This is a genomic window from Luteibacter sp. SVR4-7G (genome assembly GCF_056755555.1).
Window position 1 is genome coordinate 1 of sequence record NZ_JBPGXO010000015.1, and the last position, 13,508, is coordinate 13,508.

Consider the following 13,508-nt stretch of genomic DNA (forward strand, 5'->3'; position numbering starts at 1 on the left):
AGATGTGTATAAGAGACAGCTTTCGTCGCGCCCTTTTTCTCGACCGATGGAGGGTCTTACTTTTTCTTGACCTCGAACGCCTCGTTACCCACGGCCTGGCCGTTGAGCGAGACGGTGAGCTTGTACTTGCCTTCCGGCCACTCGTTGGGGTTCTGGATCTTGAACGTGGTGACGGCCGGACCGTCGGTGCTGATCGACTGGCTGATGTCGCTGACCGTCGTGGTCGTCTCGCCGTCCTGGTAGGTCCACTTCGCGTTCAGCGTGGCGCCGGCGGTGGTGCCTTCGGTGGCGACGGAGGCGTAGATGGTCTTGTCGGTCGGGGCGAAGGTCGTCTTTTCCTTCGCTACCTTCTTGTCGCTGCCGACGGCGTTGCCGAGCGTGACCGAACCGACCTTCAGCGTGTCGGCGGCGGGAGCGGCCGGGGCCGGTGCGGGGGCGGCAGCAGGCTGGGCGGCCGGCGCCGGAGTGCTGGCGGCGGTGGTCGCGGCGGCCGGGGCCGTTGCCGACGGTGCCGGAGCAGGCGTCGCCGGGGCCGTGGACGCGGCGGCAGGGGCGGTGTTCTGCTGCTCTTCCTTCTTGCCGCAGGCGGTGAGGACCAGCAGGCCGGCGAGAGTGGCCGTGCAGAGAGCGGACGAGCGGAAGGAAAGCTTCATGTTCTGGATTCCGGAATGGCTTGTCGGGTTCTAACGAGGCAAGTGAGGAGCGATCCCCTCGGCTGCCGCAGGGTACAGGCTACACAACTAAAGGCAAGACCAATGAAGAATGCATGAACGCACCAGGGCGTCATTGGCGGGCGCCACGGGGATTCCCCGGTACGGCGGCCGGGTCGGTGCTGCGGAACGGGTTGATGTCGAGGCCGCCCCGGCGCGTGTAACGCGCGTACACGGAAAACTCGTCCGGTACGCAGCGCACGCGGAGGTCCATGAAGATCCGCTCCACGCACTGTTCGTGGAATTCCGTGTGGTTACGGAAGGAGACCAGGTAGCGGAGCAGGCCCGCGCGGTCGATCGGCGCGCCGGTATAGGCGATCTGGACGCTGGCCCAGTCGGGCTGGCCTGTCACCGGGCAATTCGAGCGCAGCAGGTGGGATACCAGCACTTCGCGCACATGGCCGTCGTGGGTGCCGAGGAACTCCGGGCGCGGCGGACCGTAGCTGTCGAAGTCCAGGTCTTGCGCATCGAGGAGGATGCCCTCGGGCTCGCCCAGGGGCGTGCCGCCGAGCTCGTCGGGGGAACGGAGGGTGACCGTCACGGGACCGCCTGCGGCAGTGGACAGGTCCTGCACCAGCGTATCGCGTACGACCGTGGCGTCGGCGAGCCGCTCCTGGGCAAAGCCATTCAGGTACAGCTTGAACGACTTGGATTCCACGATGTTCGGCGTCGTGGCCGGGAAGCGGAATTCCGCCACCGCCACCACGGGCTTGCCGCGCGCGTCCAGCCAGGACAGCTCATAGCCGTTCCAGATGTCCACGCCATGGAACGGCAGATCGGTGTCGGAGACACCGATCTCGTCCCGCTTGCCCTGGCGCGGAATGGGAAAGAGCAGTCCGGGGTCGTAGCGGTCGGCGTAGACGGTGGACTTGCCCAGCGGCGAGTGTTCGGGGGACGACATGGCGGTTTGCTGCTGCGAACAAACCGCCATTATAAGCCCTTACGCCGTCAAGGACTTACGCGTTGATGGAACCCATCATGTTGGAGGCATAACGGTCGCCTGCCGCCGCATCCGGGGGGAACACGGCATCGATCTCGGCCACTTCGGAGGCGCTCAGCTTCACGTCGACCGCGCCCGCGTTCTCCTCGAGGTACCTGACCCGTTTCGTGCCTGGGATCGGGACGATGTCGTCGCCCTTAGCAATGACCCAGGCGAGGGCCAGCTGGCCGGGGGTGCAACCCTTGTCGGCGGCGAACTTCTTCACCTTCTCGACGATGGCCAGGTTCTTCGCGAAATTCTCGCCGGTGAAGCGCGGGTTGTGGCGGCGGTAGTCGTCTTCGGCGAAGTCTTCCGGTTTCGCGATCGCGCCGGTAAGGAAACCGCGGCCCAGCGGGCTGTAGGCGACCAGGCCGATACCGTTTTCACGGCAGGCGGCCAGCGTGCCCGTCGTCTCCGGGTCGCGCGTCCACAGCGAGTACTCGCTCTGCAGGGCGGTGATCTGATGGACCTTCGCCGCCTTGCGGATCGATTCGGCCGAGGCCTCGGACAGGCCGAGGTGACGCACCTTGCCTTCCTCCACCAGGCGCGACATCGCGCCGACGGTCTCCTCGATCGGCACCGTGCGGTCCACGCGGTGCTGGTAGTACAGGTCGATGTAGTCCGTCTTCAGGCGGCGCAGGCTGCCTTCCACCGACTGGCGCACGTATTCGGGACGGCCGTTGATGCCGCGCTTCATCGGATCGTTCGGGTCGCGGACGATACCGAACTTGGTCGCCAGGAACACCTTGTCGCGACGGCCCGCCAGGGTGCGGCCGAGGAGTTCCTCGTTGGTGTGCGGGCCGTAGGCGTCGGAGGTATCCCAGAAGGTGATGCCCAGCGCGAGGGCCCGTTCCAGCGTGGCGATCGATTCCTTCTCGTCGCTGGCGCCATAGAATTCGCTCATGCCCATGCAGCCGAGGCCGAGGATGGAAACCTCCGGGCCTTGCTTGCCGAGTTTACGGGTGATCATGCGTGTCTCCTTCGATGCGAGGGGGCTTTCGCCGGTGCCGCCTCGACGGGCGGCTCGGCGGGGGAGGGGATGGGTTCTTCCGGATAGATCGAGCGATAGAGGGCGATCTTCTCGTCCAGGCGCGCGATCGTCTCGGTCAGGTCGGTGAGCTGGTCGCGCAGCTTCGCCGCATGCCTGGCGAGCAGGTCGCCGCGCTGGCGGATGCTTTCCGGGGTCTCGCCGAGGCGGCGCAGGCGCACGTATTCCTGGATGTCGCGCATGGACATCCCGGTGCCGCGGAGCTTGAGGACGAAGTGGATGAAGCGCATCTCGGCTTCGCCGTAGGCGCGCTGGCCGCCCCGCCGCGGCACCGGCTCGATCAGGCCGATCTGCTCGTAGTAACGCAGTGTGTAGGGGGTGAGGCCGGTCGCCAGGGCGGCCTCGGCAATGGTCATGGACTCGGGCATACGAAAAGCGTACGCCTTCGAGTGCGCTCTAAGTCAAGGTGGGGAAGGGGTGGGCACGTTCATGCGCCCCACTTCCCGTCCCCCCACCTCTCTTTCAGGATGCTGCATCGACCGGGGTGGGTTTCAGGTCGTTGTCCAGCGCGATCATCGTGAAGGTGCCGCGCGTGCAGAGCTCGCGGGCGCCGGTCAGGAGTTCCTCGGTGAACATGGCGACGTCGACCTTCATCGAGGTGCGGCCCACCGAGACCACGGTGGCGACCAGTTCCACCATCTGGCCCTTGCGCACCGGGACGTGGAAATCGACCTGTTCCGAGCGCGCCGTGACCACCACCTTGCGCGAATAGCGCGAGGCGGCGAGGAAGGCGGCCTTGTCCATCCATGCCAGCGCCTGGCCGCCGAACAGCGTGCCCAGGTGGTTGGTGTGGTCCGGGAAGACGATCTCGAGGACACGGGCCTCGGTCGGGCGGGCGATGGGGAGCATGGCGGCGTCTTCGGTCATGATGCGCGGCATTCTATCGCTAGAACGCCTGGTCGAAGGCGACTTCGCCCTGAACGCCCACCTGGTAGGACGAGACGCGGCGCTCGAAGAAGTTGGTCAGTTCCTGCACGTCTTGCAGATCCATGAAGTCGAACGGGTTCTTCGCGCCGTACTTCTTCGGCATGTCGAGCTGGACCAGGCGCTGGTCGGCGCAGTATTCGAGGTACTGGCGCATGTCGGCTACCGAAAGCCCCGCGACGCCACCGGAAAGCACATCCTGGGCGAACTGCGTTTCGCAGGCGATGGCTTCCTCCAGCATCGCTTCCACCTGCATGCGCATGTCGTCGTCGAACAGGTCCGGCTCCTGCTCGCGTACCGTGCGGACCACCTCGAAGGCGAAGGCCATGTGGCCGGACTCGTCGCGGAACACCCAGTTGGTGCCGGAAGCCAGGCCGTGCAACAGGCCGCGCGAGCGCAGGTAGTACACGTAGGCGAATGCGGCGAAGAAGAACAGGCCTTCGATGCACGCGGCGAAGCAGATCAGGTTGAGCAGGAACTGGCGGCGGTGCTCGCGCGTTTCGAGGCGGTCGAGACCCTGGATCGAGTCGATCCACTTGAAGCAAAACTCGCCCTTCTGCCGGATCGACGGGATGCTCTCGATGGCGGCGAAAGCCTTGTTGCGCTCCGCCGGCTCGGGAATGTAGGTGTCGAGCAGGGTGAGGTAGAACTGCACGTGCAGCGCCTCCTCGTACAGCTGCCGCGACAGGAACATGCGCGCCTCGGGCGAGTTCACGTGCTGGTAAAGGTTCAGCACGAGGTTGTTCGACACGATCGTGTCGCCCGTGGCGAAGAACGCCACGAGCCGATGGATCAGGTGCCGGTCAGCATCCGACATCTTCGACTTCAGGTCGGTGACGTCGAGCGAGAAATCCACTTCCTCCACCGTCCAGGTGTTGCGGATGGCGGCGCGGTACATCTCGTAGAACTGCGGGTATTTCATCGGCCGCAGGGTCAGTTCGAAACCTGGGTCGAGGATGTGGGTGTCGCGGGTGATGGGGGAAGCGGACATCGTGGCCTCTCGGTTGGTCTGTAGGAGCCCGCCCTGCGCGCGACGCCTTTCGCGAAGCGCCGCAGGGTCTGTGGTACATCGCGAAGAGATGTCGCGCGCAGGCGCGCGCCTACTGGCAGGCTTCGCAGTACTCGGGATTTTCCAGCGAGCAGAACACGGCGGCTTCCGCCTGCTCCTGGGCAACGACAGGTGCCGGCGCGGCGGCCGACGAGCTCACCGTGGTCTTGGCGATGCGTGTGGCCGGGCGCGAGCGCAGGTAATACGTCGTCTTGATGCCCGACTTCCATGCGTACATGTACATGGAGGAGAGCTGACCGATGTTCGGGTTTTCCATGAACAGGTTGAGCGACTGGCTCTGGTCGATGTATGCGCCGCGCGCGGCGGCGAGGTCGATCAAGGCCTTCTGCGGCAGTTCCCAGGTGGTGCGGTACACCGAGCGCAGTTCGGCGGGAATGGCGGCAATGCCCTGCACCGAGCCCTCGGCCAGCTTGATCTGGTCGCGGATTTCCGCGGTCCACAGGCCCAGCGTTTTCAGTTCCTCGACGAGGTAGCGGTTCACCACGAGGAAGTCCCCCGAGAGCGTCTCGCGCTTGAACAGGTTCGACACCTGCGGCTCGATACACTCGTAGCAGCCGGCGATGGAGGCGATCGTCGCCGTGGGTGCGATGGCGATCAGCAGCGAGTTGCGCAGCCCCTTCGCCTTGATCTTGTCGCGCAGGTCGGCCCAGCGGGTGTCCTTTCCGTTAGGCGTGGCAGCGAGCCAGTAGTCGAACTGCAGTTCGCCGTTCGCGGCGCGGGTCTCCTCGAAGCCCGGATGCGCGCCGTCACGTTCGGCGATCTCGTTGGACATCGACAGCGCGTGGAAGTAGATCTCCTCGGCGATGCGCGTGGAGAGCACGCGGGCCTCGTCCGAATCGAACGGCAGGCGCAGCTTGAAGAAGACGTCCTGCAGGCCCATCACGCCCAGCCCGACAGGGCGCCACTTCATGTTCGCCGTCTTCGCCGTGGCGATGGGATAGAAATTGAGATCGATCACGCGGTTGAGCTGGCGCACCGCGGTGCGCACCGTCGAAGCCAGTTTGTCGTAGTCGAATTGCCCGTCCACCACATGGCGGGCGAGGTTGATCGAGCCGAGGTTGCATACCGCGGTCTCGTTCTCGCTGGTGACCTCGAGGATCTCGGTGCACAGGTTCGAGAGGTGGATGACGTTCTGCGGCAGCGCCGTCTGGTTGCTGGTGGCGTTGGAGCGGTCCTTGAAGGTCATCCAGCCGTTGCCGGTCTGTGCGAGCGAACGCAGCATGCGCGCATAGAGTTCGCGTGCCTTGATCGTCTTCGCGGCCAGGCCGTCGGCTTCGGCCTTCTCGTAGGCGGCGTCGAACGCGGCGCCCCAGGTGTCGACGAAATGCGGCACGATCTTCGGATCGAACAGCGACCAGTCGCCGTCGGACTCCACGCGGCGCATGAACAGGTCCGGCACCCAGTTGGCGAGATTGAGGTTGTGCGTGCGGCGCGCGTCGTCGCCGGTGTTCTCGCGCAGCTCGAGGAATTCCTCGATATCGGCGTGCCACGACTCCAGGTACACGCAGGCCGCGCCCTTGCGCTTGCCGCCCTGGTTCACCGCGGCGACCGACGCGTCGAGCGTCTTCAGCCAGGGCACCAGGCCGTTGGAGTGCCCGTTGGTGCCCTTGATGAGCGAGCCGCGCGAACGGATGCGCGAGTAGGCCAGGCCGATGCCGCCGGCGAACTTCGACAGCTGGGCCACGTCGCCGTACTTGGCGTAGATCGACTCCAGCGCGTCCTGCGGCGAGTCGAGCAGGAAGCAGGAGGACAACTGCTCGTGTGCCGTGCCGGCGTTGAACAGCGTCGGCGAGCTGGCCAGGTATTCCAGCGACGAGAGCATGCGGTACAGCTCCAGCGTCTCGGCCACGTCGTTGCCGCCGAGGGCGCAGGCGATGCGCATGAAGAAGTACTGCGGCGTCTCGATCACGAAGCGCTTCATCGGGTGGCGCAGCAGGTAACGGTCGTAGACCGTGCGCAGGCCGAAATACTCGAAGCGGCGCGAGGCGGCCAGGTCGATCGCGTCGTTGAGCTTGCGGGCATTCACCTGCACGAAGTCGCGCAGGCGCTCGTTGAGGATGCCGAGGTCGAAGCCCGTGGCGATCGATTGCGAGAAGGAATGGATGTCCTGGCCGGACACTTCCTTGTCGATGAAGGCGGCGAGCAGGCGCGCGGCGAGTTGGCCGTATTCCGGTTCCTCGGCGGTCAGCGCCGCGGCCGTGCGGATGGAGAGCTGGTCGAGCTCCTGCGTGGAAGCGCCGTCGTACAGGCCACCGATGGTCTTCAGCGCCACGCGCATCGGATCGACGGCATAGAGGCCATCGGCGCTGCGCGTGACCGCGCGCACGATCTTGTTCACGTCGACCGTTTCCTGGCCGCCGTTGCGCTTGGTCACGCGCATCTGTCCCGGATTGTGCGGGGGCGTGAGGGCGAAGGCGGGCGGTGCGTCGTTGCGGTAGCCCGCGGCGGGTGCTTTGTCGGTGCTGCTGGCGGAGGTGGAAGTGGCGGCGGCCTCGGCCGTCTCGGTGCGCTCGCGCGCGGCGGAATCCATCGTGGTCATCGTGTGGCGTGCCCCAGGGCCAGGTTCAAACTCCCGTTCCCTCGGACGGGGCTCGAAGCGGCGGCGACACGGGACAGGCCGGGACGGAGCGCGCGGAAGCGGCTCCGGTCCGCGACGTGCTTCCCCGCGGAAGCCGTCACTGCAATCGGCACCGATCAGGCACCGACTGCTGGCAGGTCTTCGGACTCGTGGACAGGGGCCGGAGGGCCTTGCCTACCCGTCGCTTCCCAGCCGCGGAGGGCCAGTGCATTGAACGGGATCGTTTCCACTTACCGCTGCGGGGCAGTTCCGGATTCGCACCGGATTCCCTATTAAGTCCGACGGGCAGTCGCGCCTCTCCGGACACCAGCACGACACACGATATAGGTCGCAAGGAGGCCGGTCAACACTATATGTAGTGACCTGAACGGCGTGAAAGACCTCTACACCAAGTCCACGCGGTTACGAGGATAGAATCGGCGCCCACCAGACCCACCTACCCAAAGGCCAATGCTGCCACCATCCAACGAGGAACCCGCCGCGCTCACCCAGGACCAGCTGCGCCAAGCGCAGAAGATGGATGCCATCGGCAAGCTCACGGGTGGAGTCGCTCACGATTTCAACAACTTGCTGCAAGTCATCAGCGGCAACCTGCAATTGCTCGCGTCCGACGTGGCCGGCAATCCGCGCGCCGAACGGCGCCTCGCCAACGCGATGGCCGGCGTCACCCGCGGCACCAAGCTCGCGGCGCAGCTGCTGGCCTTCGGCCGCCGCCAGCCGCTCGCGCCCAAGGTCGTGAACATCGGGCGCTTCGTCCGCGACATGGACGACCTCCTGCGCCGTACGCTGGGCGAAGAAATCGAGGTGGAAACGGTGGTGGCCGGCGGGCTGTGGAACACGCTGGTCGACCCGGGCAACGTCGAGAACGCCCTGCTGAACCTGGCCATCAACGCCCGCGACGCGATGGAAGGCCGGGGCCGGCTGACGATCGAAGCGGGCAACGCCCTCCTCGATACCACCTACGCCTCCGCGCACGGCGACCTGCGGCCGGGCCAGTACGTGATGATCGCCGTGACCGATACCGGCAGCGGTATCTCCCCCGACATCATCGACCAGGTCTTCGAGCCGTTCTTCACCACCAAGCCGGAAGGTCAGGGTACCGGCCTGGGCTTGTCGATGGTGTACGGCTTCGTGAAGCAGTCCGGCGGTCACGTGAAGCTCTACAGCGAGCCGGGGCACGGCACCACGGTGAAGATCTACCTGCCTCGTTCGACGCAGAGCGAGGATCGCGTGGTCGATCTCGAGGAAGAAGAGCTTCGCGGCGGCGACGAGACGATCCTCGTGGTGGAGGACGATGATGCCGTGCGCGATACCGTGGTGGCCATGCTTGGCGATCTCGGTTACCGCGTGCTGAAGGCGCGCGATGCGGAAAGCGCGTTGTCGATCATCGAAAGCGGCATGCCCATCGACCTGCTGTTCACCGACGTGGTGATGCCAGGCCGGCTGCGCAGCCCCGAACTGGCGCGCAAGGCCGTGGAGCGGCAACCCGGTATCGCGGTGCTGTTCACCTCGGGCTATACCGAGAACGCGATCGTCCATGGCGGCCGCCTGGACGAGGGCGTCGAGCTGCTGAGCAAGCCGTACTCGCGCGACCAGCTCGCCCGCCGCGTGCGCCAGCTCCTCGCGGAGCGCGCCCGCAAGGTCGCCGCTCCCGCCGCGGCCCCGGCTCCGGCAGCGCAACCGCCAAGGCCGCTGCGCGTGCTCGTCGTGGAGGACGATGCGCTCATCCGCATGTCGATCAGCGAGATGCTGGAAAGCCGCGGCCACATCGCCTTCGAAGCCGGCGACGGCAACGAGGCTCTGCGCGTGCATGCCGCGCAGCCCATCGATGTCCTGCTCGCCGACGTAGGTCTGCCCGGGATGAACGGCGTGGAGGTCGCGGCGAAACTGCGCGAGATTCAGCCGGACCTCCCGGTGCTCTACGCCACCGGCGACCACACCGCGAACGGCGTGCAGCGCGACGGGCGCACGGCGATCATCGTGAAGCCTTACGGTGTGGTCGACCTGATGGAAGCCATCGGCCGCGTCGCGCGGGGCTAGGGCAATACGGGCTAGGGCAACATGTGCCCGCCCGTGACGCCGTACGTCTCGCCGGTGATGAAACTCGCCTCCTGGCTGGCCAGGAGCACGTACACCGGCGCGCATTCCACCGGCTGGCCCGGGCGCCCCAGCGGCACGTTCTTGCCGAATTCCACCACCTTGTCCTGCGGCTGGCCGCCACTGGGCTGTAGCGGGGTCCAGACGGGACCGGGCGCCACCGCGTTCACGCGGATGCCTTTCTCCGCGGCCTGCTTCGCCAGCGATTTCGTGAACGCCACGATGGCGGCCTTGGTCGGCGCGTAGTCGAGGAGGATGTCGGAGGGCTCGTACGCCTGGATCGAAGCGGTATTGATGATCGCCGCGCCGGGCGGCATGTGCCGCATCGCCTCCTTGGTGAGCCAGAAGAGCGCGAAGACGTTCGTACGGAACGTGGCCTCGAACGCTTCGCTGTCGAGTTCCTCGATGGATTTGGCGAATTGCTGGCGCCCGGCCACGTTGGCGAGCAAGTCGAGTCCGCCCAGCTCCTTCACCGCCTTCGTCACCAGGTCTTTGCAGAACGCCTCGTCCTTCAGGTCGCCGGGAATGCCCACGATCTTGCAGCCTTCATCGGTGAGGAGGGCGATGACTTCGTCGGCGTCCTTCTGCTCCGACGGCAGGTAGTTGATGACCACGTCGGCGCCTTCGCGTGCGAAGGCGATCGCCGCGGCGCGGCCGATGCCGGAGTCGCCGCCGGTCACCAGTGCTTTGCGGCCCTGCAGGCGGCCATTGCCGCGATAGCTGGTCTCACCATGGTCCGGCTTCGGCACCATTTCCCTGGCGAGGCCAGGGGCGGGCTGCGGCTGCTTCGCGAATTCCGGCCGAGGGTACTGCGTGCGCGGGTCGCGCATGGCGTACGGGTCTTTGCTTGCGGCGTTGGCCATGGGGAAGGTCCTCGTTGCGGGAGAGAGTGGCCTTCCTGTTTACGGAGCGGGGCGTCCATGTCCCGTCCACGCTATGTCACGTCAGTGGCCCATGCCGATCATCTTCTGGCCCTGCTTGAGCACCGCGTCACACGCCTTGCGGGTCAGTTGCGCCTTCAGGTCGCCGGCCCCGCCGTCCTCTCCTGCGGGACCCGCGCCGGAGATATCGAGGGTCTTGCCGTTGCCGGATTTCAGCAGGCCCCGTGCACCATCGAGATATCCCTTGTCCTGCGTGGCGACCGTCCTCGACTTGGCGCCCGTGCTGCCGAGCAACTGGTCCTTGATGCCGGCCACGTTGCCGCCGCTCAGGTAGTTGTTGGCCATGCAGTACTGCAGGATGCCGGCGGCATTGCTCGCCGTGCCGGAGGTGAGCGAGCTGCCGCCACCCATGAGGCCCTTCAGGCTGTCGAGCTGCACGGCGGAGACGGGCGTGGCGGTCACGGCCGTGGCGAGGGCGATACCGGCGATCAAGGTCTTCATGACAGGCTCCGGGTTTCAGGGTGGGAGAGGGATAACGCCTGCGGCGTTATCCGGATGTAAGGGCGGGGCTGGCCTCCGCGTTATGCTCGGTTTCGTCATGCCCGAAGCAAAGGCCGTTCCATTGTACCCACGCCGTCTTCTCGCCTGCGCACTGCTGTGCGCCGTCCCGTTCGCCCATGCGGCCGTCACTGTCGACTCGCTGCGCGTCGAGCGCAGCGAAGAATCCATGTACGTCGACGTGGCGAAGCCCCGGTTTTCCTGGGTCGTCCATAGCGATACCAATGGCACCGTCCAGACCGGATACCGCATCGTCGTATCCCTGCATGATGCTGCCGTATGGGACAGCGGACCGGTCGACAGCGCCCGCTCCTTCGATATCGCGTACGGCGGTCCGCCACTGGTTCCCGGCCAGCGCTACGACTGGCGCGTGGAGGTACGCACTCCGGACGGCGCTGCCGGATCCTCGTCGCGCTTCGACACCGCGCTGGACCATGCCGGCTGGCGCCACGCGCGGTGGATAGGCAAGGGCGACGACACGCTCCCTGCACCGCTGTTGCGCAAGTCGTTCCGCGTCGACGGCAAGATCGCGCACGCCATGCTCTATGTCGCCGCCGGCGGCTACGCCGATCTTTCCATCGACGGCAAGCCGGTCAGCGATGCGGTGCTGGCGCCTGGCTTCACCGATTACGACAAGCGGGTGGAAGTCGTCGCGACCGAGGTGACGCTCGCACCCGGCGGCCACGAGCTCGGCGCGGAACTCGGGCGCGGCTTCTATGGCCTTACGAACCGGAACGTGTGGCATTGGGAAAGCGCGCCATGGCATGGCAGGCCACGGATGCGCGCCCTGCTGCACATCGAGTACGCGGACGGACGCACGCAGGATGTAATCAGCGACGCAAGCTGGCAGGTGGCGGAAGGGCCGACGCGGCGCGACGACCTGTACGCTGGCGAGACCTACGACGCTCGCCTTGCCACGCAGCTCGAGTGGAAGCCGGCAACCGAACTCCCGGCCCCCCGCGGCCGGTTGGTGGCGCAGACCGAGCAACCGATCCGCATCGTGGAGACGCTTGCCGCCGCGGCAGTGACCGAGCCGCGGCCAGGCACGTATGTATTCGCGTTCCCGCGCGTGATCGCCGGCTGGGCCGAATTCGACGTGGCGGGACCGGCCGGAACCACGATCGTTGCGCACTACGGGGAGAAGCTGCTCCCCGACGGCACGGTCGATGCCCGCGACGAGCATCACTATTTCAAGGATGGCTTCCAGACCGATTCGTTCACGCTTGCGGGCGCCCGGCTGCATTGGCATCCGCGTTTCTCGTACAAGGGATTCCGCTACGTGCAGGTGGATGGCTGGCCGGGCGGCAAGCCCGCGCTCGATGCCGTGCATGCGCAAGTGGTCCATACCGACGTGGCGGTGACCGGCCGCTTCGACAGCTCGAACGCACTGTTGAACTGGATTCACCGCGCCACGGTCGACACCATGCTCAACAACCTTTATGGGATCCCCACCGACACGCCGATGTACGAGAAGAACGGCTGGACGGGCGACGGCATGCTCGGCGCGGACATGTTCCTGCGCAACTTCGACGCCGGCCGCCTCTTAGCCAAATGGCTGCGCGACATCGCCGATACGCGCAACGACGAAGGCGCGCCCTTGCTGATTGCACCGAATCCCGGCTGGGGCAAGGTTCGGGCACCCACCTGGCATTCGGCCTACGTGTTCATCCCCTGGTCGTTGTGGATGGCCACCGGCGACCGGCAGCCGATCGAGGAGCATATCGCCGGCATCGACCGTTACGTCGCGATGGAAGACGCGCGTTCACCCGGCGGTATCGCCGATACCGAGCTCGGCGACTGGGTGAGTCCCGAAACCGATCCCGGTGGCGAGAACGCACCCGAAGACAAGCGCGTCGCGGCAACCGCGTATCTCTACGGCATGCAGCGGCGGACGGCCGACATGTTGCGGCTGGTAGGGAACGACGCGCGTGCGGCATGGTTCGACCAGCGTGCCAACGTCGTGCGGGACGCGTTCAACACGCGCTTCCTCGACCGCGCGAACGCACGGTACCGGGGCGAAGGCGACAAGGGCTACCGGCAGGCACACAACCTCCTGGCGCTGTCCTTCGGCCTGGTGCCGGACGATCTCGCAGGCAAGGTGGCAGCCGGCATCGCCGCCGATGCGAAGGCACGCGGCGATCACCTCGACACCGGCGCCCTGGCGACGAAAATCATTCTTCCCGTGCTCACCGCCAGCGGTCATGCCGGTGAGGCCTGGGCCATCGCCACGCAGACGACTTTTCCCAGTTGGGGCTTCTGGCGCGCCAATGGCGCCACGAGCCTGTGGGAGCATTGGAAGCTGGCTTCGCGGTCGCGCGGCCACTACTTCCTCGGCACCATCGACGACTGGCTCTACGGGGACGTCGCGGGTCTGCGCCCGCTGGAAGCCGGCTGGCGGCGCTTCGAGGTCCGGCCCATGCTCACGGCCTTCCTGGACCGCGCCTCGGCGACGGTGACGACGCCCTATGGGGAGGCCTCGGTGAGTTGGCGAAAGGTCGCGGGAAAAGTAGAAGCGACCGTCGTGGTGCCGGTGGGAAGCGAAGCGGTGGTACGCCTTCCAGGCGCGCCGGACCAGGTCGTGACCTCCGGCCGGCACCGTCTCTCCTCGTAAAGTCTTGCTGTTTTCTGCCGTTACAGCCATCACGGGGGCAATACTGAGGGTGA

The 13,508-nt window shown here is 66.3% G+C and carries 11 protein-coding genes and 1 riboswitch; of the genes, 2 read left to right on the forward strand and 9 right to left on the reverse strand.

The window, feature by feature from the left end:
• Positions 1-56: 56 nt before the first annotated feature.
• The 7 genes from ACR9ZH_RS07665 to ACR9ZH_RS07695 all read right to left on the reverse strand — a co-directional run bounded on the left by ACR9ZH_RS07665 (position 57) and on the right by ACR9ZH_RS07695 (position 7,269).
• Positions 57-653 (reverse strand): hypothetical protein, encoded by a 597-nt coding sequence (locus ACR9ZH_RS07665; RefSeq protein WP_481290165.1) that lies wholly within the window; start codon positions 651-653, stop codon positions 57-59.
• A gap of 130 nt (positions 654-783) precedes the next feature.
• Positions 784-1,611, reverse strand: coding sequence for an NADPH-dependent 7-cyano-7-deazaguanine reductase QueF (gene queF / locus ACR9ZH_RS07670; RefSeq protein WP_481290166.1), 828 nt, complete (start codon positions 1,609-1,611; stop codon positions 784-786).
• Between the two features lie 55 nt (positions 1,612-1,666).
• Positions 1,667-2,659 carry an aldo/keto reductase gene (locus ACR9ZH_RS07675; protein WP_481290167.1) on the reverse strand — a complete coding sequence of 331 codons (993 nt, stop codon included), beginning with the start codon at positions 2,657-2,659 and terminating at the stop codon, positions 1,667-1,669.
• A complete protein-coding gene (locus ACR9ZH_RS07680) occupies positions 2,656-3,105 on the reverse strand; it encodes a MerR family transcriptional regulator (protein ID WP_481290168.1) in 450 nt (149 codons plus the stop codon). The genes ACR9ZH_RS07675 and ACR9ZH_RS07680 overlap by 4 nt, the downstream gene beginning before the upstream one ends.
• A 94-nt stretch (positions 3,106-3,199) precedes the next feature.
• Complete coding sequence (locus ACR9ZH_RS07685) at positions 3,200-3,604, reverse strand: acyl-CoA thioesterase (RefSeq protein WP_481290169.1); 405 nt, start codon at positions 3,602-3,604, stop codon at positions 3,200-3,202.
• A 19-nt stretch (positions 3,605-3,623) separates the two neighbouring features.
• Positions 3,624-4,652 (reverse strand): ribonucleotide-diphosphate reductase subunit beta, encoded by a 1,029-nt coding sequence (locus tag ACR9ZH_RS07690; RefSeq protein ID WP_481290170.1) that lies wholly within the window; start codon positions 4,650-4,652, stop codon positions 3,624-3,626.
• 109 nt (positions 4,653-4,761) lie between these two features.
• Entirely contained in the window at positions 4,762-7,269 is a 2,508-nt protein-coding gene (locus ACR9ZH_RS07695) for a ribonucleoside-diphosphate reductase subunit alpha (protein ID WP_481290171.1), read from the reverse strand.
• A 154-nt stretch (positions 7,270-7,423) separates the two neighbouring features.
• Positions 7,424-7,634, reverse strand: a riboswitch (cobalamin riboswitch).
• Positions 7,635-7,758: 124 nt separating this feature from the next.
• Here ACR9ZH_RS07695 and ACR9ZH_RS07700 point away from each other — a divergent pair.
• Positions 7,759-9,348, forward strand: a complete 1,590-nt coding sequence (locus tag ACR9ZH_RS07700; RefSeq protein WP_481290172.1) for a response regulator — start codon at positions 7,759-7,761, stop codon at positions 9,346-9,348.
• An 11-nt stretch (positions 9,349-9,359) separates the two neighbouring features.
• Here the strand turns inward: ACR9ZH_RS07700 and ACR9ZH_RS07705 are convergent, their stop codons facing one another.
• Both ACR9ZH_RS07705 and ACR9ZH_RS07710 read right to left on the reverse strand, forming a co-directional pair.
• Complete coding sequence (locus tag ACR9ZH_RS07705; protein WP_481290173.1) at positions 9,360-10,268, reverse strand: SDR family oxidoreductase; 909 nt, start codon at positions 10,266-10,268, stop codon at positions 9,360-9,362.
• 81 nt (positions 10,269-10,349) lie between these two features.
• Positions 10,350-10,787 carry a DUF2501 domain-containing protein gene (locus ACR9ZH_RS07710; protein WP_481290174.1) on the reverse strand — a complete coding sequence of 146 codons (438 nt, stop codon included), beginning with the start codon at positions 10,785-10,787 and terminating at the stop codon, positions 10,350-10,352.
• Between the two features lie 97 nt (positions 10,788-10,884).
• Between ACR9ZH_RS07710 and ACR9ZH_RS07715 the strand changes: the two genes are divergently transcribed.
• Positions 10,885-13,455, forward strand: coding sequence for a family 78 glycoside hydrolase catalytic domain (locus tag ACR9ZH_RS07715; RefSeq protein WP_481290175.1), 2,571 nt, complete (start codon positions 10,885-10,887; stop codon positions 13,453-13,455).
• Positions 13,456-13,508 lie beyond the last annotated feature (53 nt).